Annotated in this window: 23 protein-coding genes; 13 read left to right on the top strand and 10 right to left on the bottom strand. The window is 65.3% G+C overall.

Annotated features, from left to right (window positions below):
• The first annotated feature begins 241 nt into the window (after window positions 1-241).
• From CH266_RS09010 to CH266_RS08995, 4 genes are read left to right on the top strand one after another with little or no spacing between them, the layout of a single operon-like run.
• On the top strand, window positions 242-1,204 hold the full coding sequence (locus CH266_RS09010; protein ID WP_027498484.1) for an ABC transporter ATP-binding protein: 963 nt from the start codon (window positions 242-244) through the stop codon (window positions 1,202-1,204).
• Window positions 1,204-1,974 carry an ABC transporter permease gene (locus tag CH266_RS09005; RefSeq protein ID WP_032386137.1) on the top strand — a complete coding sequence of 257 codons (771 nt, stop codon included), beginning with the start codon at window positions 1,204-1,206 and terminating at the stop codon, window positions 1,972-1,974. Before CH266_RS09010 ends, CH266_RS09005 begins: the two co-directional genes overlap by 1 nt.
• Window positions 1,975-1,999: 25 nt before the next feature.
• Complete coding sequence (locus CH266_RS09000; RefSeq protein ID WP_094715117.1) at window positions 2,000-3,466, top strand: M28 family peptidase; 1,467 nt, start codon at window positions 2,000-2,002, stop codon at window positions 3,464-3,466.
• Between the two features lie 36 nt (window positions 3,467-3,502).
• Complete coding sequence (locus CH266_RS08995) at window positions 3,503-4,324, top strand: adenylate/guanylate cyclase domain-containing protein (protein ID WP_094715116.1); 822 nt, start codon at window positions 3,503-3,505, stop codon at window positions 4,322-4,324.
• Here CH266_RS08995 and thiD read toward each other — a convergent pair.
• Entirely contained in the window at window positions 4,286-5,140 is an 855-nt protein-coding gene (gene thiD / locus CH266_RS08990) for a bifunctional hydroxymethylpyrimidine kinase/phosphomethylpyrimidine kinase (RefSeq protein ID WP_027498480.1), read from the bottom strand. The genes CH266_RS08995 and thiD overlap by 39 nt on opposite strands.
• 301 nt (window positions 5,141-5,441) lie before the next feature.
• Here thiD and CH266_RS08985 point away from each other — a divergent pair, with 301 nt between their 5' ends.
• The gene (locus CH266_RS08985) at window positions 5,442-5,768 is read left to right on the top strand and encodes a GNAT family N-acetyltransferase (RefSeq protein WP_027498479.1); all 327 of its coding nucleotides are present in this window, start codon (window positions 5,442-5,444) and stop codon (window positions 5,766-5,768) included.
• A gap of 114 nt (window positions 5,769-5,882) precedes the next feature.
• Window positions 5,883-6,239: a GNAT family N-acetyltransferase gene (locus CH266_RS08980; RefSeq protein ID WP_094651967.1), complete on the top strand. Its 357-nt coding sequence runs from the start codon at window positions 5,883-5,885 to the stop codon at window positions 6,237-6,239.
• A gap of 16 nt (window positions 6,240-6,255) precedes the next feature.
• Here CH266_RS08980 and CH266_RS08975 read toward each other — a convergent pair whose 3' ends face one another.
• The 3 genes from CH266_RS08975 to CH266_RS08965 are packed head-to-tail and all read right to left on the bottom strand — an operon-like array spanning window position 6,256 to window position 8,650.
• The gene (locus CH266_RS08975; RefSeq protein ID WP_052066474.1) at window positions 6,256-7,056 is read right to left on the bottom strand and encodes an exodeoxyribonuclease III; all 801 of its coding nucleotides are present in this window, start codon (window positions 7,054-7,056) and stop codon (window positions 6,256-6,258) included.
• Between the two features lie 11 nt (window positions 7,057-7,067).
• Window positions 7,068-8,039 (bottom strand): N-acetylglutamate synthase, CG3035 family, encoded by a 972-nt coding sequence (locus tag CH266_RS08970; protein ID WP_441347041.1) that lies wholly within the window; start codon window positions 8,037-8,039, stop codon window positions 7,068-7,070.
• Window positions 8,040-8,047: 8 nt separating this feature from the next.
• Entirely contained in the window at window positions 8,048-8,650 is a 603-nt protein-coding gene (locus CH266_RS08965; protein ID WP_094715239.1) for a peptide deformylase, read from the bottom strand.
• 295 nt (window positions 8,651-8,945) lie between these two features.
• Here CH266_RS08965 and CH266_RS08960 point away from each other — a divergent pair, with 295 nt between their 5' ends.
• The 5 genes from CH266_RS08960 to CH266_RS08940 all read left to right on the top strand — a co-directional run bounded on the left by CH266_RS08960 (window position 8,946) and on the right by CH266_RS08940 (window position 13,200).
• Window positions 8,946-9,281, top strand: a complete 336-nt coding sequence (locus CH266_RS08960) for a DUF3263 domain-containing protein (RefSeq protein ID WP_032365130.1) — start codon at window positions 8,946-8,948, stop codon at window positions 9,279-9,281.
• A gap of 103 nt (window positions 9,282-9,384) precedes the next feature.
• Window positions 9,385-9,921: a LytR C-terminal domain-containing protein gene (locus tag CH266_RS08955; protein WP_228139287.1), complete on the top strand. Its 537-nt coding sequence runs from the start codon at window positions 9,385-9,387 to the stop codon at window positions 9,919-9,921.
• Window positions 9,922-10,017: 96 nt separating this feature from the next.
• The gene (gene sodC / locus CH266_RS08950; RefSeq protein ID WP_032365131.1) at window positions 10,018-10,740 is read left to right on the top strand and encodes a superoxide dismutase[Cu-Zn]; all 723 of its coding nucleotides are present in this window, start codon (window positions 10,018-10,020) and stop codon (window positions 10,738-10,740) included.
• A 1-nt stretch (window position 10,741) separates the two neighbouring features.
• Window positions 10,742-11,872 carry a glutamate--cysteine ligase gene (locus CH266_RS08945; protein WP_027498472.1) on the top strand — a complete coding sequence of 377 codons (1,131 nt, stop codon included), beginning with the start codon at window positions 10,742-10,744 and terminating at the stop codon, window positions 11,870-11,872.
• Window positions 11,873-11,910: 38 nt separating this feature from the next.
• Entirely contained in the window at window positions 11,911-13,200 is a 1,290-nt protein-coding gene (locus tag CH266_RS08940; protein WP_094715115.1) for a phosphatase PAP2 family protein, read from the top strand.
• Here the strand turns inward: CH266_RS08940 and mnhG are convergent.
• The 6 genes from mnhG to CH266_RS08910 are packed head-to-tail and all read right to left on the bottom strand — an operon-like array spanning window position 13,166 to window position 19,597.
• Window positions 13,166-13,504 (bottom strand): monovalent cation/H(+) antiporter subunit G, encoded by a 339-nt coding sequence (gene mnhG / locus CH266_RS08935; RefSeq protein ID WP_027498469.1) that lies wholly within the window; start codon window positions 13,502-13,504, stop codon window positions 13,166-13,168. The genes CH266_RS08940 and mnhG overlap by 35 nt on opposite strands.
• A gap of 22 nt (window positions 13,505-13,526) precedes the next feature.
• On the bottom strand, window positions 13,527-13,784 hold the full coding sequence (locus tag CH266_RS08930; RefSeq protein WP_027498468.1) for a monovalent cation/H+ antiporter complex subunit F: 258 nt from the start codon (window positions 13,782-13,784) through the stop codon (window positions 13,527-13,529).
• The gene (locus CH266_RS08925) at window positions 13,781-14,422 is read right to left on the bottom strand and encodes a Na+/H+ antiporter subunit E (RefSeq protein ID WP_230073398.1); all 642 of its coding nucleotides are present in this window, start codon (window positions 14,420-14,422) and stop codon (window positions 13,781-13,783) included. The genes CH266_RS08930 and CH266_RS08925 overlap by 4 nt, the downstream gene beginning before the upstream one ends.
• A gap of 2 nt (window positions 14,423-14,424) precedes the next feature.
• The gene (locus tag CH266_RS08920; protein ID WP_027498466.1) at window positions 14,425-16,068 is read right to left on the bottom strand and encodes a Na+/H+ antiporter subunit D; all 1,644 of its coding nucleotides are present in this window, start codon (window positions 16,066-16,068) and stop codon (window positions 14,425-14,427) included.
• Window positions 16,065-16,751 carry a Na(+)/H(+) antiporter subunit C gene (locus CH266_RS08915; protein ID WP_094715114.1) on the bottom strand — a complete coding sequence of 229 codons (687 nt, stop codon included), beginning with the start codon at window positions 16,749-16,751 and terminating at the stop codon, window positions 16,065-16,067. The genes CH266_RS08920 and CH266_RS08915 overlap by 4 nt, the downstream gene beginning before the upstream one ends.
• Window positions 16,748-19,597, bottom strand: coding sequence for a Na+/H+ antiporter subunit A (locus CH266_RS08910; protein ID WP_094715113.1), 2,850 nt, complete (start codon window positions 19,595-19,597; stop codon window positions 16,748-16,750). Before CH266_RS08910 ends, CH266_RS08915 begins: the two co-directional genes overlap by 4 nt.
• A gap of 248 nt (window positions 19,598-19,845) precedes the next feature.
• Here CH266_RS08910 and CH266_RS08905 point away from each other — a divergent pair, with 248 nt between their 5' ends.
• Together CH266_RS08905 and CH266_RS08900 are read left to right on the top strand one after the other, a co-directional pair.
• Entirely contained in the window at window positions 19,846-20,256 is a 411-nt protein-coding gene (locus CH266_RS08905; RefSeq protein ID WP_052057132.1) for an NUDIX hydrolase, read from the top strand.
• A gap of 60 nt (window positions 20,257-20,316) precedes the next feature.
• Window positions 20,317-21,069, top strand: coding sequence for an isocitrate lyase/PEP mutase family protein (locus CH266_RS08900; protein ID WP_032386144.1), 753 nt, complete (start codon window positions 20,317-20,319; stop codon window positions 21,067-21,069).
• Window positions 21,070-21,115 lie beyond the last annotated feature (46 nt).

Raw genomic sequence — 21,115 nt, 5'->3', positions numbered from 1 at the left:
TGTTCGGTGCTGCGTATTTCGCAAACGCGCGCGCGTTTGCGAAACGCGCGCAGAATAGTGGCGAAAATGAGGGCGAATCCCCGCGCATCTGGCAAACGCGCGCGCATTTGCGGCCGCGCTCAGGCGACCGCGTGCCCCAGCCAGGCCTCGGCTGTCTCAGGGTCTGTGTCATCCAAAAGGATGATGCAAGTCGCGACTGTGGGGCGATGTGGACACGCCGTCGATCGGGGACAGTTGTCCCATGATCGAAGTGACAGGACTGACCAAGCAGTACGGAGCGGTGACGGCGGTCGACAACCTCACCTTCACCATCAAACCCGGCATCGTGACCGGCTTTCTCGGACCGAACGGTGCGGGCAAGTCCACCACGATGCGAATGATTCTCGGGCTCGACCGCCCCACCTCGGGGACGGCGACCATCGAGGGCAAGAGCTACAGCCACCTGAAGCAGCCACTGCGTACCGTCGGCGCTCTGCTCGACGCCAAGTGGGTGCACCCCAACCGGTCTGCGCGTGCGCACCTGGAATGGATGGCCGCCTCCAACGGCATCCCCAAGTCCCGCGTCGACGAGGTGCTGCGGCTGGTGGGCCTGTCCGAGGTCGCGAAGAAGAATGCGGGCGGATTCTCGCTCGGCATGTCGCAGCGGCTCGGTCTCGCCGGCGCTCTTCTCGGTGACCCCAAGGTGTTGCTGTTCGACGAGCCGGTCAACGGACTCGATCCCGAGGGCATCGTCTGGATCCGAAAGTTCATGCAGCGCTTGGCAGCCGAGGGCCGCACGGTCCTGGTGTCGAGCCACCTGCTCTCGGAGATGGCGCAGACGGCCGAACACCTCATCGTCATCGGACGCGGCAAGCTGATCTCCGATTCCTCGGTGCAGGAATTCATCGACCATGCCTCCGAGGCCTCGGTACGCGTGCGCAGCCCACAGCTCGACGGCCTGCGTCAGGTGCTGACCACCGCCGGCCTCACGGTGCGTGAGCCGGACAAGTCCGACGAATTGCAGCCCTCGCTGGTGGTGCTGAACTCCACCACCGACGCGATCGGCGACCTCGCCGGCCGGGCCGGAATCACATTGCACGAGTTGGCCTCTCAGCGCGGCTCGCTCGAGGAAGCATTCATGAAACTCACCGGAGACACAGTGCAATATCACGGCTCGGGAGCCGAAGACCAGAACACTCAGCAAGCAATGGGCGGTGCACTCTGATGGGCGTCTTGGCAGCAGAGAGAATCAAGTTCACCTCGACCAAGTCGCCGTGGTGGTGCAGCGCGATCGTGGTGGTCTTCGGCCTCGGGTTCGGAGCCATCCTGGGTTGGGCCGCAAAGACCGCCGTCGGCCCGGATGCGCCGGAAGGTCTGCCACCGACCACCGCATACGACGTCGTCGGCAGCGGCGTCGGCGGACTCGGCATCATGGTGCTGATGATCCTCGGTGCACTCACCGTCACCAGCGAATACCGCTTCGGCCTGATCCGGACCACGTTCCAGGCGATCACCAACCGGGCCTCGGTACTCGGTGCGAAGGCACTGATCGTCGGCGTGTACGGGGCCGTGCTGTCGTTGGTTCTCGCCTTCGGCGCGTTGTTCCTGGCCAAATCCATCGCCGGTGAGGAAGCCGGCGCTTTGCTGAGCTTCGACGTCGACGGCACCTGGCGCGTCGTCTACGGCACCGCAGTTCTGGCGTTCGTGCAGATCGTTCTGGCCGTCGCCGTGGGTGCGCTGATTCGTCAGTCCGCCGGAGCCATCGCCGTGTTGTTGTTGTGGCCGTTGCTCATCGAGAGCCTCGTCGGGATCATCCCGAAGGTCGGTGAGAAGATCCAGCCCTTCCTGCCGTTCAAGAACGCCGACCATTTCCTCGGCGGAAGTGCGGGAACGGACTTCCACTGGGGACCGATCGGCAGCCTGATCTACTTCGTCGTCTTCACCGCGGTGATCTTCGGAGTGGCAGTGTTCGTCGTCAATCGCCGGGACGCCTGACACCTGCCTGGGTAGGGTGTCCGCTATGCGGATTTCCTTGCTTGCAGGTAGCGCCGTCACTGTCCTGATTCTGGCCGGTTGCTCGTCCTCCTCCGGTACGGGGGACGAGGAACCGGCCAGAGTTTTCGCGACACCCGACGGGGCCGGCCTGTCGGAAGCGGTCACCGAGGATGCCCTCGTCGGGCACCTGCAGGAACTGGAGAACATCGCCGCCGCGCACGACGGTAACCGCGCGGCCGGGACTGCCGGGTACGACGCGAGTGTCGATTACGTTGTCTCCCAACTCGAATCGGCCGGATTCGACGTCACCACTCCCGAATTCGATTTCGACACCTTCGAGGCGCAGACGCAAACCCTGTCGCTTGCGGGCACCGACATTCCGGTGTTCGCGCTCAGCTACTCGCCCACCACATCCGCCGAGGGAATCACCGCACGCGTCGTCGGCGCTCCCGACGGGGCAGACGGGTGCGAGGCAACCGATTACGCCGGTCTCGACCTGACGGGAGCGGTGGCAGTCGTGCCGCGAGGGGTGTGCCCGTTCGGTGCGAAGCAGACCGTCGCCGCCGAATTGGGTGCGGCAGCAGCGATCATCGTCAACAACGAACCCGGACCACTGGATTCGGGAACGCTCGGTGATTCCGAGACCGCGAAGATTCCGACCGGCGGTGTCAGCCAGGAGGACGGGGCAGCGGTCCTCGCGGCCCCCGATGTCACGTTGACGCTCGTCACGACGACCGAGTCGACCACGAGCCGCAACATCATCGCGCAGACCACCACCGGCTCGACCGAGAACGTGGTGGTCGCGGGTGCCCACCTCGACAGCGTCCCCGAGGGCCCGGGCATCAACGACAACGGCACCGGCACCTCCGCCGTGCTCGAGACTGCTCTGCAGATGGGCAGTGCACCCGAGGTGACCAACGCGGTCCGGTTCGCATTCTGGGGTGCCGAGGAGAACGGGCTCGTCGGTTCGACCAAGTACGTCGAGGGCCTGTCCGACGAGGACAAGCGAAACATCGCGCTGTACTTGAACTTCGACATGATCGGCTCGCACAACCCCGGCTACCTCGCCTACGACGGCGACGACTCCGACCAGGTCGGTGAGCCCGCGGGACCGGCGGGATCCGACGCCATCGAGCGCACGTTCGTCGAGCATTTGGCTGCCGACGGTATCGCCGTCGACGGCACGGATTTCGACGGTCGATCCGACTACGGGCCGTTCATCGAGGTCGGCATCCCCGCAGGCGGCGTCTTCAGCGGCGCGGACGAGAACAAGACCGCCGAGCAGGCCGCGAAGTGGGGTGGCACGGCCGATCAGACGTTCGACGAGAATTACCACACCGATCAGGACACCCTGGCGAACGTCGACCGCGCGGCGCTGGCGAAGAACGGTGCCGCCGTGGCGTACGGCATCGGTGTCTACTCGCAGTCGGTGGAAGGCCCCAACGGAGTACCGGTCGGGGCTGCGCGCGAGGCCGCACGCGCCGAAGGGTAAGGGAAGTATGTGTAACCGTGAGTTACGCTCGATGCTGTGAACGCAGTCGTCTCCTCGGTGGTGGAGTGGGTCCGCACCACCAACCGAGCGCCCACCGTCGTCGGGGCGGTTCGGCGTGTGCGTCGCGCATTACCCGGTGACCCCACGTTCGGTGATCCGCTGTCGATCGACGGCCCGGGACGCGCACTGGCCGTCGCGCGGGTGGCGGATCGGTTCCTGGCAGCGAACGGACTCGACGACGAACCGGGTGCCTCCCGCGAACTCGGCCTCGGTGCCCTCCAGGTGTGGCAGGCCATCCTCGAGCGAGCCGGTCGGGGCCGCGGCGACGAGGACGTCACGATCGTCTTCACCGATCTCGTCGGATTCTCGTCGTGGTCACTGCGCGCCGGCGATACCGCCACATTGACGTTGCTCCGTAAAGTCTCCAAAGCCGTCGAACCCGAGGTCGTGTTCCGCGGCGGTCACGTCGTGAAACGGCTGGGCGACGGCATCATGGCCGTGTTCGCCGATGCGGGCAAAGCCGTGGACGCCGTGTTCGCGGCGCGCGAGGCCCTCACCAGCGTGGACGTCGACGGCTACACCCCGACGATGCGCGTCGGAATCCACACCGGAAGCCCGCGTCAGGTCGGTTCCGACTGGCTCGGTGTCGACGTCACCGTCGCAGCGCGGGTCATGCAGACCGGCGGAAACGGCAACATCATGATCTCGGCCGCCGCACTCGACGCCGTGTCAGCGGAGGTGCTCGACGCGTTGCACGTGGTCGCCAAGCCTTATCGGCGCAGCTTCTTCGCTCCGAAGATCAAGGGCGCACCCGACGACCTACGCATTCTCCGACTCGTGCAGTCGCCACAGCGGTGACACCGGGCCGTGGCCCGCACCGAGGTCGTAGGACGCGGCCAGGCAACGGGTGACCCATTCCTTACCGAACGCTACCGCGTCGGGCATCGAGTATCCGTGGGCCAGCGCCGACGCGATCGAGGCCGCGAGGGTGTCGCCGCCGCCGTGATCGTTGCCGGTGTCAATGCGTTCGCTGGTGAATTCGAGGAAGGTGTCGCCGTCGAACAGTAGATCGGTGCTGTGGGTCGAGGTGCGGAGGTGACCGCCCTTGACCAGGGCCCATTGCGCGCCCAATCCGTGCAGCGCCTCGGCGGCGCGACGCGCGCCGGCGTCGTCGACGACATCGATGCCGGTGATCAACCGAACCTCGTCGAGGTTGGGAGTCACCAGCGAGGCGATGGGAAACAGCGTGTGCCGGATGGCGTCGAGCGCCTCGGCGTGCAGTAGGGGGTCACCGTGCATGGACGCGCACACCGGGTCGACGACGAGCGGAACCGGTTGGTCGCGGCCGATACCCACCTCGGTGCACACGGCCGTGACCGCCTCGATGATCGCGGTGGACGCCAGCATCCCGGTCTTCGCTGCGCCGACGCCGATGTCCGATACCACCGAGCGAACCTGAGCCGCGACGATCTCCGGCGGGATCTCGTGGAAGCCCGTCACGCCGACGGTGTTCTGGACCGTCACCGCCGCGACGGCAACACATGCGTGCACGCCCAACATGGCCATCGTGCGACTGTCCGCCTGAATTCCGGCACCGCCGCCGGAGTCGGTTCCGGCGATCGTCAGCGCGCGGACGGGAGTCTCGCCGTTGGGCGTGAGCGGTAGGAACTTCACGAGACACGACAGTACCGGCGGGCCGCGATCGGCAGGGTCTCGGCAGGCGAGACGCCGGAGGTGAATGTTGGTGAAAACATGGTGACACTTTGAATGTTGTTGTATCACAACGCCGCACGGGGACACTTATGAGCTGTACCAGCATCCGGTTCGGGATCGATGGACAAACCTACGCATCCGAAGGTTTGTTGGTAGAAAAGGTGACAGACCCACCTCGCGCATGTTTAATAGTGGTGCACGTCACATACCGTCTCGGTTCCGAAGTTCCTCCACCACTCCACACCCAGCAAAGGAGGCGTCCATGCTTGCGAGTTCTCCCAGTGCTGATGTCTCGATCAACAAAGACCAGAATCGCTTCGAGCTTCGACTGAACGGCGACCTCGTCGGCATCGTCGGATTCTTCGAAGTCGAAGGAAACGGTGCCCGTGCGACTCGGACACATGTCGTCTCCTTCATGCACACCGTCGTCACCGAGGACTTCGGTCATCAAGGCCTGGCCGGCATTCTGGTTCGCCGCGCCCTCGACAGCGCGCGGTCCTATGGCTGGAAGGTCAAGCCGGTCTGCACCTACGTCCAGCGCTTCGCTGCAGCCAACCCCGAGTACAACGACATGCTCGTCGCTCTCTGAGTACTTGCAATGCCCGGCCGGTCACGCCACGGCTGGTTACGTAAAGGACTCGACTCGGCGTCGATCGGTGCACTTTCCCCGCGACACTCGAGCAACTCTGGTCTCATAAGTGACATGAGTCACATCATTCACCGCCGCTCCGACGCGGCGATTCCGGTCGAGCGCCCCTCGGTCCGCATCGAGGACAACGCCGATCACAACAGATTCGATCTGTTCGTCGACGACGATCTCGTCGGCATCCTCGGCTATCGGTTCGGCGATGGCGACGACGCAGCCGGCAACGAATCAGTCGTCGCGCTGATGCACACGGTCGTCAAAGAGGAATACGGCGACCGCGGCTGGGCAGGAGTGCTGGTGCGCGCATCGCTGAACACCGCGCGCGACCGTGACTGGCGCATCGTTCCGATCTGCACCTACGTCCGTCGCTACCTGGCGCAGCACCCGGAGTTCTTGGACCTGGTCGTCGAATAGCAGAGACGGCCGCGGCTCAGCCGATCTCCACGATCACCGGAGCATGATCGCTGGCACCCTTGCCCTTACGCTCCTCGCGATCGATCGATGCGCCGGTCACGCGAGCCGTCAGGGCAGGTGAGGTCAACGCCATGTCGATACGCAGACCTTGTTTCTTCGGAAATCTGAGCTGGGTGTAGTCCCAGTACGTGAACGTCCTGGGCTCGGGAGTGAACTGCCGCGTCACCTCGGTGAAACCGGCATCGGAGAATGCCGCGAAGGCATCACGCTCCGGCTGCGAGGTGTGAGTCTTGCCCTCGAACAGGGCGGGATCCCACACGTCGTCGTCGGTGGGAGCGATGTTCCAGTCGCCGACGAGCGCGATCTGCGCCTGTGGGTCCGCCGCCACCCACGCCTGCGCGTCGGCCTTCAGTGCCGCGAGCCACTCGAGCTTGTAGGTGTAGTGCGGGTCGGCAAGCTCGCGGCCGTTCGGCACGTACAGGCTCCAGATACGCACCCCGTTGCAGGTCGCTCCGATGGCGCGGGCCTCGTCTGCGGCCTCGACCTCGGGATCCTTGCTGAACCCGGGCTGGTCCTCGAAGCCGACCTGCACGTCGTCCAAGCCGACGCGCGACGCGATCGCCACGCCGTTCCACTGACTGAGCCCGACGTGGGCAACCTCGTAGCCGATCTCGGTGAACCGCTCGTACGGAAACTGTGCGTCCTTGCACTTGGTTTCCTGCATCGCCAGCACATCGACGTCGGATCGCTGCAACCAATCGACGATTCGATCCTGCCGAGAGCGGACGGAGTTCACATTCCAGGTAGCAAAGCGCACGGGAAGGAACCCTATAGAACGCGTCCGACAGGCTCGCGGCCGATCGCGTCGTCCGGGCGCGCGTAGCGATAGCGGTGATGCTCGCCGAATCCCAGATCGCGGTAGAGCGACTGGGCATCGGTGTTGTCGACGGCCACCTGAAGGTATGCGTGCGTGGCGCCGTTCTCGCGTCCCCACCGCACCAACTCACCGCACATCAGCGTGCCGAGACCGTTGCGGCGATGCTCGGGGGACACCCAGAGCGAGGTCAAGCCCACCCACGACCGACCGTCCGGGGCCGCGGTGACGGCCGCTCGGCCGACTGCGATCGATCCGACTCCTGCGTTCCCGATCGCGCCGAAACCGAGAGTTCCGTTGCGCACCGCCGAGACCACCTCGGCAGCACCCGTCGTCGCCTCTCGGCCTTGGTAGCGCAGAGAACTCAACCAGTCGGCGGTCGGTTCGGGAGTGACGGTGACAGGCGAGTCGCCTTCGCGTAGAACCAGATTCGAGATGTCCGCCGCCATGACGACGGTCTCGTTGAACGTCGACCAGCCGGCCGGTGCGGTCGCGAGACGGTCGGGGAGGGCGAGGATCGGCGTCAGTCCTCGTGCGTCGTAGCGGGCGGAGATCGCGGCCACCGTCTCGGAATCTGCTGCTGCGCCGGGCTCGAGAGGCACGGCCGAATTGGCGCGCCCGGTGAAGCCGTGCCCGAATCGCAACTGCCAGCCGGTGATCCACTCCTGTTCGACACCCGGCCACCCATCGGCCGCGGCCGCCTCGAGAGCCCGAATCTCCGAGGTGCGAACAGGTTTGGGGCCCAACGGCTTCAAGGCCACTATGCGATCGGCGGCCACCTGGACCAGAGCGCCGTCCTTGGCGCGGACCGACACCGCGACCGCGTCGGCCGACACCAATTCCCCGATGACGTCCGTCATCGGATGGGTGTGGCCGGGTGGCAGTCGGTACCGCAGCATCACCCGCGTCCCCGGCGGAACGGTCACGGCAGTGATCAGTCCTCGTCCTCGTCGTCGTGGCCGAAGGGGTCGTCGACGGTGCCCGGCACCCAGCTGAGGCCGGGGACGCCCCACCCGGAGCGCTTGATCACCTTCTTCGCCGCTCGCGCGTGGCGACCGATGAGCACATCGGTGTAGAGAAAGCCGTCGAGGTGACCCACCTCGTGCTGCAACATCCGGGCGAAGAACCCGCGGCCCTCGATGTCCACCGGATCGCCGTTGGCGTCGGTACCGGTCACTCGCGCCCAGTCGGCCCGACCGGTGGGGTACTGCTCACCGGGGACCGAGAGGCACCCCTCGTCGTCATCGTCGGGGTCGGGCATCGTCTCGGGAATCTCGGACGTCTCGAGCACCGGGTTGACGACCTCTCCGCGGCGGCGGAAAACCTTGCCGTCCGCGCCCTGGTCGGGGCAGTCGTAGATGAACAGACGCTTACCGACGCCCACCTGGTTCGCGGCCAGTCCGACGCCGTTGGCAGCCGCCAACGTCTCGTACATGTCGGCGATCAGCTCGGCGAGCTCGGCCGGCGACTCGGTGACGGGATCGGTCGCAGTGTGGAGCACCGGATCGCCGACGATCCGGATGGGAAGAATTGCCATGGTCGACAAGGATAGTGGGTGACGCCCGGCCCACCCACCGGCCCGTCGGGAGCGGAGCCGGTGGACGAGTGTCGCACCGACGGTTCGGTCGTCGACGAACACGCCACGCGCGAGTACCTCGCGGGAGCCGGGTCCGGGCGGTCGAACGTGGTTGAATGATCCCCGAAGTACAACTGTGTAATTCGCTCGAAGTTCGGTCGGTACTCGTACGGGTGCCGGCAGCACTGGGGGAAGCAGATTTCCTCGGGGTCGGTTGTCGCACGGGCCCAGGGGAGTCGAGAAGTCGAGGAGTGGGATGGACGGCGCAGCAGCGCGTGACTCGAACCAGTCTCAGCAACCGGGATCGGACGGCTCTCACGATCCGAACGAAGTCGGTGCGGACGGCTTGAGCCGACGAGAGCACGACATCCTGTCCTTCGAGCGCCAGTGGTGGAAGTACGCCGGGGCCAAGGAAGAGGCGATCAAGGAACTCTTCTCCATGTCGGCAACCCGCTACTACCAGATCCTCAACGCGTTGGTGGATCGTCCCGAAGCCCTTGCTGCAGACCCGATGCTGGTCAAGCGACTGCGCCGTTTGCGTGCGAGCAGGCAGAAGGCCCGCGCCGCACGTCGGCTCGGTTTCGACGTCTGATCCTCCGCGTCGGGTTTCGACTCTGCCGAGAGATGTTGCTCCGTGGGGAAGGCGCAAGCTCCGTTGAAAAGGTCTCGATCGACGGTCGGCTAGGGTCGAGTACGTGAGCAGCCCCAACCCGGAACAGACCGGGCCACCCCTCCGTGCCCTGGCCATGGTGCTGATCTCGCTCGCGATCCTGTTCGCAGCGATCGGTGCACTGTCTCTGACCGGCTCCGATTCCGAGGATGCCGCCGCAGAGGCGCCCGCTGCCGCGACGACGACGGCTGCCGCTCCGGTGGCGCAAGCTCCCGGTACCCAAGCTCCCGCCGCGCAGGCTCCTGCCGCGTCGTCGACCACGTCCTCCGCGGCAACCACCTCTCGCGCCGCCGCCGATGTCGAGGTGCGCGTGCTCAACAACTCCAACGTCTCCGGGCTCGCCGCCGGCACTGCGAGCACACTCACCGCCGAGGGCTGGACGGTCGCCGAGACCGGCAACTTCAGCGAAGCTCAGTTCGCCCAGACCGCGGTGTACTACGGCACCGACACCGGTGAGCAGCAGGCAGCGCAGACGATCGCCACCCAACTCGGCATTCCGGCCGAGCCCAAACCGAGTTCACTCGAATCCACCGCGGGTGTCGTCGTCATCGTGACGCAGTAACTCGCCGGCATGACAACCTGTCCGGTTCGGCCGAATCGGTCGGCACGTTATGATTTTGCAAGCCCTTCACCCTGCCCGAAAGAGGAGCACTCTTCGATGGACCTGTTCAAGCGACGCACTGCTGCGACCCGCTCTTTGCGTTACGTGGCCCCGGTCCTCGCGATCGCCGCTCTCGGGCTCTCTGCCTGCAGCAACGGCGAGGTCGCGTCCGACACACCCGGCACGGTGCCGCCGGTGTGGACCGGTGAAGCAGACCCGTCCGCGGCCGCAGTCGCCGGTGACGGTCGGGCAGAGAGTGGCTCGGAAGGCAGCTCCGAGAACATGATCGAGGGCGTGCTCCGCAACGCGTCCGGTGCCGAGGTGGGCACCGTGTCGTTCGCGTCGGAGGGCGAGAAGCTCACCGTCACGGCCGAGGTCGAGAACATGACGCCGGGCTTCCACGGCTTCCACGTCCACACCGTCGGGGCCTGCGAGCCGAACTCGGTGGCACCTACCGGCGGTGAGCCGGGCAACTTCCTCTCTGCGGGTGGTCACCTGCAGGTCGACGGACGCACCGAACACCCCTCCAGCGGCGACCTGTCGTCGATCCAGGTGGGCGAGGACGGCACGGGCCGCCTGGTCACCACCACCGATGCGATCACGCTGGACGACCTGCGCGCCGGTGGTGCCGGAACGTCGGTCATCGTGCACGAGGGTGCCGACAACTTCGCCAACATCCCGCCGCGGTACACGTTGCCCGACGGTGCTGCGGTACCCGACATGGCGACCCTGATGACCGGTGATGCCGGTGCTCGGGCGGCGTGCGCGGTACTGAAGTAGTTTGAACGCTCCCCGGATCGACTTCGCGAGTTCTCCGCGACCCACGCTCGGCGTGGAGTGGGAAATTGCGCTGGTCGACAAGAGCACGCGGGATCTCGTCAACTCCGCCGAGGCAGTCATGGACGGCGTTCGTGACCTCGCCGGAGACACGCCTCGGGTGACGAAGGAACTGCTGCGCAACACCGTCGAACTCGTCACCGGAGTGTGCGAGAACGTCGGGGAGGCCATGGAGGACCTCGGCGGCTCGTTGGACCTGGTGCGCCGAGCCGCGGATCCTCTGGGGATCGATCTGTTCTCGGCCGGGACGCACCCGTTCGCGGAATGGTCGACGCAGCAGCTGACCAGCTCCCCGAGCTACGACGAGCTCATCGCGCGTACCCAGTGGTGGGGCCGACAGATGCTCATCTGGGGCGTGCACGTCCACGTCGGGGTGTCCTCTCCCGACAAGGTCTTTCCCATCCTCAACTCGTTGCTGCTGCAATACCCGCATCTGTTGGCACTGTCGGCGTCGTCGCCGATCTGGGCGGGCAACGACACCGGATACGCCAGCAACCGAGCACTGATGTTTCAACAGTTGCCGACGGCCGGTCTGCCGTTTCAGTTCGACGACTGGTCGCAGTTCGAGGGATTCGTTCGTGATCAGCTCAAGACCGGCGTCATCGAGCAGCTCGGGGGCATGCACTGGGACATCCGCCCGGCTCCGAAGTGGGGAACCATCGAGGTTCGGGTGTGCGACGGCGCATCGACCAAGCGTGAACTCGCGGCCCTCGTCGCGTTGACGCACTGCCTGATCGTGCATCTCGACGAACGACTCGAAGCAGGCGAGACCCTGCCGACGATCCCGCCGTGGCACGTCCAGGAGAACAAGTGGCGAGCTGCCCGGTACGGCCTCGACGCCGAGATCATTCTCGACGCCGACAGCAACGAGCGGCTGGTCACCGATGATCTGCACGACTTACTGGAGAAGTTGACTCCGACGGCGGTCCGGTTGAATTGCGTCGACGAGCTTGCCGCGGTGGCCGACATTCCCCGCCTCGGTGCCTCGTATCAACGCCAGCGTGCAGTGGCCGCGAAATCCGGCGGCGATCTACGTGCCGTCGTGGAGTCGTTGGTCACCGATCTCCAATCGTGACCCTCTGTATTTAATTTTGTGTTCACTCAGCGTTTACGATCAACGGCGTGCTGCAGGGGGACGTCGAGAGCGTCGAGGTCGATGCGACACGTGAGGACTCTGTTCGTCCTCTGATCGTCGGTGCGGTCCTCGTCGCTGCGTTTCTGCTGACGCTGCAGGTCGTCGCGTGGAAATGGAACTTCCCCGGCCCGTTGCCGAGCATGTGGAACGACATGTTCGGAACACCGAAGTCGATGTCGCTGCCGTGGGCGGCGCTCGTCCTGGCCACGGTAGGTCTGAACAGCTCGTCCCGCCTGCGCGTACTGGCCGTCGCTGCCGCGCTCGATGCCGTCGTACTGGGCGGCCGGTATCTGTTCGATGTGCCACCGACCGTCGGGAACGGGCCGTCGCTGGTGCTGGTCGCGCTCGCGTTCCATGTCGTCCGGCGCCATGACGCTCGGGCGATGCGCGGCGTCGCCCTCGGCGCACTGTTGCTGCTCGCGACCAAGGCCGGCGATGCCTGGTTGCACATCACGACCTTGGTCCGGCCCTACGTTCTCGACGAATACGCATACGCCGCCGATCATGCGCTGGGAAATCCGTCCTGGGTGCTCGGCAGCATTCTGGACCGACTCGGCCCGGTCGCCGAGGGAACGCTGCACTGGATCTACATTCAGCTCCCCGTCGCGGCGATCATTGTTGCGCTGTACCAACTGCGTGGGGTCGCCGCGGGCTCAGCGTGGCCGAGACACTTCCTGTTCCGCACGTTCCTGCTCATCGGACTCGTCGGACCGGTGTTCTACCTGCTGTTCCCGGTGGTGGGCCCGATGTTCGCGTTCGAGTCGTGGCCGACGCAGTCGGTTCCGCTCTCGGGCAGCCTCGGCGAGATCCCGTTCGACTCGCAGACGCCGCGCAACTGCATGCCGAGCCTGCACACCGCGTGGGCTCTGAGCATCTTCATCCATTCCCGACGCGGCCCCTGGTGGCTGCGCACCGGCGGCACACTGTGGCTGTTGGGAACACTGGCTGCGACGCTCGGATTCGGTTACCACTACGGCGTCGACCTGGTGGCGGGCGCGGTCCTGTGCCTCACCATCGAATCGTTGCTGCGCGACCCGGAACGGGGATGGGACCGCGACCGGATCACGCTGGTGACCTACGGTTGCGTCGCGATGGTCGCCCTACTGCTGAGCTACCGCTACCTCGCCGAGGAATTCGCCGCGAACCCACTGGTGTTCGGTCCGCTCGTGCTCGGAATCCTGATCGGTATGGCGTTCGGATTCCATACCGCGTTCTTCGCCGATCGCTCGCGCTTCACTGATCGGGTTCGTTCGGTTCCATCTCGTTGACGATGAGCAGGCCGTCGCGCCCGCGCTGTTCCCGGTAGGCGACGCGTCCCACGGTGTGCGCAATCACCGGAGCAGTGACGAGAGTGAATATGCCGACCAGCACCAGCATCCAGATGTCGACATTGCCGCGCAGGCTGATGATCGCGCCGACCAACACCATGATCAACCCGACCACCTGCGGCTTGGTGGCCGCGTGCATGCGCGAGAGCGTGTCGGGGAAACGCACGATGCCCACGGCGGCCGTGAAGGCGAACAGCGCTCCCAACAGGATGAAGACAGAAGCTATCCACTGGGCTGCGGTCATCGTTCGCCCCTCACTGTGTCGTTCATTCGTCCCTCACTCTGAACCGTGCGATGCTGACCGACCCGACGAAGCTGACCAGGGACAGCGCAACGATGGCAGGCACCAGCGTGGTGTCGCGGCTGTAGACCGCCCACACACCGAGCCCACACATCGACACGGCAAGGATGGTGTCCATCGCGACCAAGCGGTCCAACGTGCTCGGGCCGTCGAGCAACCGGAATGCGGTGAGGATCGCGGCGGCGATCAGCAGCGCGCCTGCGATCGCCAGTACTACGGTCACGACCAGTCCCCCTTCCTCTTGTCGTCGGTCCTCTTGTCGTCGCGCGGGGTATCGAGATCGCCCGATTCGGGATCGTCGCCCAGAACCCCGTGGTACTGCTCGTACTCCTGGTAGTGCAGGGGGCTCGGCTTCCAGTCGGAGTCGCGCTCGAATCCTGCGATGAACAGCTTCTCGAGGTTCCGAACGTACGTGTAGAACCCGTCGACTGCCTTCTGCGTGCCCATGTCCAGCACATGCACGTACAGCAGGCGTCGGGTGCGATCGATCTCGAGGACCATCGTTCCCGGAACGAGATTCATCGCGTCGACGAAGAGGGTGAGCACCAGATCGGACTTGATGGCGATGCGGCAGCGCAGCACACCGGTGACCGGCGGTGCCTTCGGGCGGATCGCCAACCACGCCACACTGACACTGGATTCGGCTGCGTAATAGAGAAATACGACTGCGAGCTTGACGAGCGAGAACACGTGGATGCGTCCCTCGACCGGCACCCGCGGCAACGGCAACAGCACCATGATGAGCAGGCCGACCGCGAGTCCGCCGAGGATGTTGGCCGCAGAGACGTTGCCCCACAGCAGAACCCAGATAGCCGTCAACCATCCCAGTGTCCAGATTCGCAGCAGGAAGGAACGGTTCATCTTCATCGGGTGCCCTCCTCGTCTGCGCGTGCCTGTTCGTAGGCCTGATCGCCGACGAACTCGGCTCCCCGCACCGCGTCGATGTACACCGAGCGATCCCGCAGATCCGCCGCCGCCCGATCGCTGATGTCGATGATGCGCCCGGCGAACACCGTCATCGCCAAACCGACGACGACGAGGCCGATCGTCGGGATCAACATGAAGGCGGGCATCCGGCCCACATCCTCGCGGTCACCGAACTGGATGTCCGAGGAATCGTCGAGCAGAGCAGAGGGGCTGTTGTCCGCGAGGTCGCCTTCCGGTGCGTCGGCGCGGGCTCGCCAGAACGCCTTGGTCCAGACACGAGCAACCACGTAGAGCGTCAGCAGGCTGGTGACGGTGCCGCCGGCCACGAGCAACCAGGCCAGTACGCTGCCCTGGTCGCTGCCGGCCTGCAGCAGGGCGACCTTGCCGATGAACCCCGAGAACGGTGGAATACCACCGAGATTGAGGGCCGGCACCAGGAAGACGATGGCCAGCACCGGGCTGGCCGCGGCCAATCCGCCGAGCCGTCGCAGTGACGACGAACCGGCCTGACGTTCGATCAGGCCGACGACGAGGAACAGGGTCGTCTGCACCAGAATGTGGTGGGCCACATAGTAGATCGAGCCGGACAGTCCCGATTGAGTCGACAGCGCGACGCCGAAGATCATGTAGCCGATGTGGCTGACCAGAGTGAACGAGAGCAGTCGTTTGATGTCGCTCTGTGCGATGGAGCCGAGGATGCCGACGAGCATCGTCAGCAGGCCGCAGACCATCAGCACGTTGTCGAGTGAGCCGTCCGGGAACAGCAGCGTGTGCGCGCGAATGATGGCGTAGACACCGACTTTCGTCAGCAAGCCGGCGAACACCGCGGTGACCGGAGCCGGGGCTGTGGGGTATGAGTCGGGCAGCCACGTGGACAGCGGGAACACCGCGGCCTTGATGCCGAACGCAACCAGCAACACCGCGAAGATGGCCGTACGAGTGCCGGACGGGATGTCGTCCATCCGCACTGCGATGTGGGCCAAGTTCAGTGTTCCGGTGGCGCCGTAGACCAATGCGATGCCGATCAGGAAGATCAGCGAGGAGACCATCGAGACCATCACGTAGGACACGCCGGCGCGGACCCGGTCGGCACTCGCGCCGAGCGTCAGCAACACGAACGAGGCGGCGAGCAGTACCTCGAAGCCGACGAACAGATTGAACAGGTCGCCGGCGAGAAACGCGTTGCAGACGCCTGCGGTCAAGGCCAGATAGGTGGGCAGGAAGATCGAGACCGGCTGATTCTCACTGCCGTCGCGGATGCCCTGGCCGATCGAGTACACCATGACGGCCAGCAGCACGATGGACGAGACGACAAGCATCATCGCCGAGAGCCGGTCCACCACCAGCGAAATGCCCAGTGGTGAATCCCAGCCACCGACCTGCAGCGCGCTGGTCCCATCGCGATCGGCGAGGTAGAGCATCATCGACGAAATCGCGACCACCGCGGTCAGCGCGGCGAGAGTGATGAAACGCTGCGCGCGGGGGCGACGTCCCAGCACCAGCGTCAAGGCCGCGGCGAGCATCGGGATGAGCACGGGCAGCGGCGTCAGGGCATCGATCACGCCCGGGGAGATCGTCACTTGTCGTCTCCCTTCGTGTCGTCGGAGCTGGAGTCGTCGGTGCTGGAGTCGTCGGTGCTGGAGTCGTCAGCGCTGGGGTGCTCCGGTCGGCTGTCGTCTTTCTCGGCCGTGTCGAGTCCGTCGAGACCGCGGAGCTGGGGGTTGTCGTCGTCGTTGTCGAAGTCGCCGTCGTGCAGATCCTCGTAGCACTCCAGGTCTTCGAGGTTCCTGATCTGCTCGAGCGGAATCGGATTGCCCTTCGAGTCGAAAGCGTCGCCGCCGAAGCTCGGCTCACCGGTGACCGGGTCGTCGGAACGGTCGCGGTCGGGTGCTTCGGCCATCGAACGGCGCTGGGAGACCTTGGTGTCCTCGGGGTCGTTCTCGAGGTCGTCCTTGGTGTTGAGCGTGAACGATCGATACGCCAGCGCGAGCACGAAGGCGGCGATACCCATGGTGATGACGATCGCCGTCAGGATCATGGCCTGAGCCAGCGGATCGGCCATGTTCTGGTGCAGCGAGTTGTCTCGACCGACGATAGGCGGGGTACCGGCCGGGCCACCGACGGTGAGCAGCAACAGATTGACTCCGTTGCCGAACAGCAGCAGACCGAGCAGCATCTTGGTGATGCTGCGTTCGAGCAGCAGGTACACACCCGATGCGACGAGAACGCCGACGATGACGAGCATTCCGACATCTGCGGTCATCGGGCACTCACTCGGCCTTGGCTCTGCATTTCCACCTGTGCGTCGAGACGCGCGCCGAGACTGCGGAGCACGTCGAGTACCAACCCGACCACGATGAGATAGACACCGAGGTCGAAGAACAATGCGGTGACCAGCTTGATGTCACCGAGAATCGGCAGTGTCACTTCCAACGTCGCCGACGACAGTGCCGGAGCGCCGAGGAACATCGACGCCACCGCCGTGCCGGCCGCGAAGATCAACCCGAGACCCAGGATCTTGCCTGCGTCGATCGGGACCGCTTCGCCGAGCTCGTACCGGCCGCCGGCGAGATACCGCAGCACCAGCGCGAGGCCCGCCGTCAGACCACCGGCGAAACCGCCGCCGGGGGCATTGTGTCCGGAGAAGAAGAAGTAGATCGACAGCACCATGATCGTCGGGAAGATCAACCGCGTCGTGACTTCGAGAATCAACGAACGATGCCGCGGATCGATCAGATCGCCGCCGAGCAGCCACGTCGTCTCCGCCGCGTCGTTCGTGTCCGACGACGATGCGGGGGCGTCGGACACCCGCGGAGCGCTGCCGAACCGCCGGTTGCGGAACACCAGGCTGGCCACGCCCGTCGCGGCGACGAGGAGTACGCAGATTTCGCCGAGCGTGTCCCAGGCGCGGATGTCGACGAGGATCACGTTGACGATGTTCTTGCCGTCGCCGAGTTCGTACGCGGCCTCGGGGAACTGCAGTGAGACCGGCGCGGCACTGCGGGCGTTCATCGCGAACGCGCCGAGCACGCTGACGGTCGCTCCGACGGCAACGGCGAGTGCGGCGCGGGGGCCACGCGAACCGGCCGAGCCCCGGTCGTCGACCTCGGCGGGCAGTTTGCGCAGTACCAGGACGAACACCACGAGAGTCAGCGTCTCGACGAGGAACTGAGTCAGGGCGAGGTCGGGAGCGCCATGGATGGCGAAGATGACGCCGCAGCCGTAGCCGGTGAGTCCGACGAGGATGACGCTGGCCAGACGGTTTCGCATGACAGTTGCGCCGAGGCCACCCGCGATCATGATCACTCCGATGACCAACTGCAGCGGGGTGTTCCACAGGGTGTAGTCCAGGCCGGGTTCTTGGCCGACGATCAACACGATGATCGGCAGCAGCACCAGCGTCAGCAGGATCGTGCCCTGAGTGAGGGGGAGTGAACCACGCTGCGTGGTGCCGGTCAGGCGGATGGACAGGGTGTCCATGGACTTGAGCACGTTGTCGTAGATGCGGTCTGCGTTGCCGAGCGGTGGGTGCTCGAACTTGAGTCGGTTGACCACCCGATGTGCGATGAACAGCCCGACGCCGCCGGTGACGACGACGACGGTCAACGCCAGCGGCAGGTTGAACCCGTGCCACAACGCCAGGTGGTAAGGCTTCTGCCCGTACGACGGCAGGGTTCGGGCGTAGGGACTGACGATGTGGTCGACGACCGAGGACGTGAATCCGGCGATCAGACCCAGAACGGCGAGAAACGCGGGCGCGGCCAGGAACAATGCGGAGGGTGCGTGCATTGCTCTGACGGACGGGCTCGGACGCTTGAGCTGCTTGCGGGCGAACGCGCCCCAGACGAACCGAATGCTGTAGGTGACCGTCAGAATCGAGCCGATCACCAGGCCTGCGACGACGACAGCCGCGACCGTGGGGTCGAGCGTCGGAGTGCTGATCACGGCCGACAGGGCGGTTTCCTTGCCGACGAAGCCGATCATCGGTGGTAGTCCGGCCATGCTGGCCGCGGCCAGCGCTGCAATGGCGGCGAGCCACGGTGCCTTCTTACCCAGGTGGGCGAGCTTACGAATGTCTCGGGTGCCGGTGGTGTGGTCGATGATGCCGACCACCATGAAGAGCGTGGCCTTGAACATCGCGTGCGCGATCACCATCGTCAGACCGGCCAACATGGCCTTCTCGGATCCGATGCCGACCAGGACCATCAGGAAGCCCAGCTGGCTGACCGTGCCGAACGCAAGAATGAGCTTGAGGTCGAAGGCACGGAGTGCTCTCCAGCCGGCCAGAATCATCGACAGCAAGCCGAGGCTGATGACCGTGGCGCGCCACGGACCGGAGTCCGCGAAACCCGGAGCGAGGCGCGCGACCAGGTAGATACCGGCCTTGACCATCGCGGCGGCGTGCAGGTATCCACTGACCGGTGTCGGCGCGGCCATGGCACCGGGCAGCCAGAAGTGCATCGGCACGATGGCCGATTTGCTCAGAGCACCGATGAGGATCAACACGATCGCCACTCCGGGCAGCCAGCCGCCCGGGGCGTTCGCGACGACGTCGGACAGGTTGTACGACCCAGCGGCCTGGCCGAGGACGATGATGCCCACCAGCATCGCCAGACCACCTGCGGTGGTGACGAGCAGAGCCTGCGTCGCGGCGCGCCTGCTCGATGCGCGTTCTGCATAGTGGCCGACCAGCAGGAACGACAACACCGTCGTGATTTCCCAGAAGATGTAGAGCACGAGCATGTTGTCGCTGGTGATCAGGCCGAACATGGCTCCGGAGAACGCGACCATCTCGGCGGCGAACAGGCCCAGCCTGGGCTCGTCGTCCTCGAAGTAGCGCGCGCAGTACAGCAGGATCAGCGAACCGATGCCCAGAACGAGCAACGACATGATGGCGGCGAGCGAATCGAAGCGCATGTCGATGTCCATCGACAGGCCGGGAACCCATTCGATGTGCAGCTTCTGGTCGGTGTTCCAGTTGCCGAACACCCAGATCAGGCTGAGCAGTGGCACCAGGGCCAAAGGGAAGAATGCAGTACGTCCCCACCACCGGACGAGAAGCGGCGCGAGCAGCGCGGCGGCGGCGTGCGCAAGAAGAATAGCGAGCAAAAATCACTCCGTCGTCTCGGTCGCCTCGGCTTTCGGGCCGGAGCGGTGGTCGTAGGGCGGCGATGAGTAGGGTCGTGAAATTGTGTGTGAAATAGACCTGGGTCTCCGAAGACTCGGTCTTTGAGAAATAGCGGACCGACCACCGAACGGTGGCGGGCACGTTTGTCGGTTTCCATCCTACTTTGCGTGGTCGACGGCGTGCCATGCGGTACAAACCGGACGTTTCCGATAGAGAGAGTCGATCGTCGATGAGTGATTCGAGACCCATTCGCACCGCCGGTCTTGCCTACGTTCGCCACCGCCGCATGCTTCAGACGCGGTCGACGGGCAAATCTGCCTTCTACATGGCCGGCGGCAAGATCGATCCCGGCGAGTCGCCCGAGCAGGCGCTGCACCGCGAGATCAGGGAAGAACTCGACGCCGCGGTCATCGACGTTCGGCTGCTCGGAGTGTTCGAGTGCCAGGCCTGGGGCCATCCGATGGGCACCCCGCTCGAGATCACGTGTTTTCTCGCCGATCTTGCCGACGAGCCGACGCCGACCAGCGAGATCGCCGAGATTCGGTACTTCACTCGCGACGAGTACGCCGCCATGCCCGATGTCGCCCCGGGGTCGTTGATGGTGTTCGACCGAATGAAGGCCCTCGATTTGATCGACTGAAGCGCGTATGTTGGATGTGGGAGAACGTACGTTCTCCACAACCGCCGCGAAGGAGTCTCCATGACCGACCTGTCCCAGAAGGCCACCACCCTGCTCGAGCTGCACCAGCCGGGCAACCCGGTCGTCCTGCCGACCGTATGGGACGCCTGGTCCGCCAACCTCGCCGTGTCCGCCGGCTTCACTGCACTGACTGTCGGCAGCCACCCCGTCTCCGACTCGATCGGCAAGCCGGACAACGAGGGCATCACCTTCGACGAACTGCTCACCCGCATCTCCCAGATCTCCGCCGCCGTGGACGCACCGCTCTCGGTCGACATCGAATCCGGCTACGGAGAAGACCCCAAGCGCCTGATCGACGGACTGATCTCCGCCGGAGCCGTCGGCCTCAACATCGAGGACACCGTCCACAGCGAGGGCGGCCGACTCCGCGAAGCGCAGGAACACGCCGACTTCGTCGGAGCCCTCCGCACGGCATCCGACGCCACCGACGTCCACGTCGTCATCAACGCCCGCACCGACCTGTTCGTCAAGCAGATCGGTGACGAGAACGATCGCGTCGACCGCGCCATCGCACGCCTGAAACTGGCCGCCGCTGCCGGTGCCGACTCGCTCTACCCCGTCGGCTTCCACAACGACGCCGACTACAAGCGTCTCGCCGAAGAACTCCCGCTGCCCATCAACGCCATCGCCAACCCCGCCGAGGGCGACCTCTCGCACTTCGCATCCCTCGGCGTCGGTCGCATCAGCTTCGGCCCGATCTTCCAGATGGTGCTCGCCAAGCGCGCCGAAGAAGTTCTGGCCCGCTGGAAGTGAGAGCGGCTGCGCCGCATGTGACTGAAACTTCGTAGCCTGCTACGAG

Source organism: Rhodococcus sp. 06-1474-1B (assembly GCF_002258885.1).
GTDB lineage: Bacteria > Actinomycetota > Actinomycetes > Mycobacteriales > Mycobacteriaceae > Rhodococcoides > Rhodococcoides fascians.
Note: the sequence above shows the minus strand (reverse complement) of the source record. Positions and strands in the feature narration are given on the sequence as shown.

Bases quoted from the DNA above. Each gene is read 5' to 3' on its own strand.
- CH266_RS08915 (WP_094715114.1), bottom strand. From the start codon at position 16,751: ATGACCGCAGATGTCGGAATGCTCGTCATCGTCGGCGTTCTCGTCGCA.
- CH266_RS08985 (WP_027498479.1), top strand. From the start codon at position 5,442: ATGCTTGCGAGTTCTCCCAGTGCTGATGTCTCGATCAACAAAGACCAG.
- CH266_RS09005 (WP_032386137.1), top strand. From the start codon at position 1,204: ATGGGCGTCTTGGCAGCAGAGAGAATCAAGTTCACCTCGACCAAGTCG.
- CH266_RS08980 (WP_094651967.1), top strand. From the start codon at position 5,883: ATGAGTCACATCATTCACCGCCGCTCCGACGCGGCGATTCCGGTCGAG.
- CH266_RS08905 (WP_052057132.1), top strand. From the start codon at position 19,846: ATGAGTGATTCGAGACCCATTCGCACCGCCGGTCTTGCCTACGTTCGC.
- CH266_RS08960 (WP_032365130.1), top strand. From the start codon at position 8,946: ATGGACGGCGCAGCAGCGCGTGACTCGAACCAGTCTCAGCAACCGGGA.
- CH266_RS08900 (WP_032386144.1), top strand. From the start codon at position 20,317: ATGACCGACCTGTCCCAGAAGGCCACCACCCTGCTCGAGCTGCACCAG.
- CH266_RS08965 (WP_094715239.1), bottom strand. From the start codon at position 8,650: ATGGCAATTCTTCCCATCCGGATCGTCGGCGATCCGGTGCTCCACACT.
- mnhG (WP_027498469.1), bottom strand. From the start codon at position 13,504: ATGACCGCAGCCCAGTGGATAGCTTCTGTCTTCATCCTGTTGGGAGCG.
- CH266_RS08925 (WP_230073398.1), bottom strand. From the start codon at position 14,422: ATGAACCGTTCCTTCCTGCTGCGAATCTGGACACTGGGATGGTTGACG.
- CH266_RS09010 (WP_027498484.1), top strand. From the start codon at position 242: ATGATCGAAGTGACAGGACTGACCAAGCAGTACGGAGCGGTGACGGCG.
- CH266_RS09000 (WP_094715117.1), top strand. From the start codon at position 2,000: ATGCGGATTTCCTTGCTTGCAGGTAGCGCCGTCACTGTCCTGATTCTG.
- sodC (WP_032365131.1), top strand. From the start codon at position 10,018: ATGGACCTGTTCAAGCGACGCACTGCTGCGACCCGCTCTTTGCGTTAC.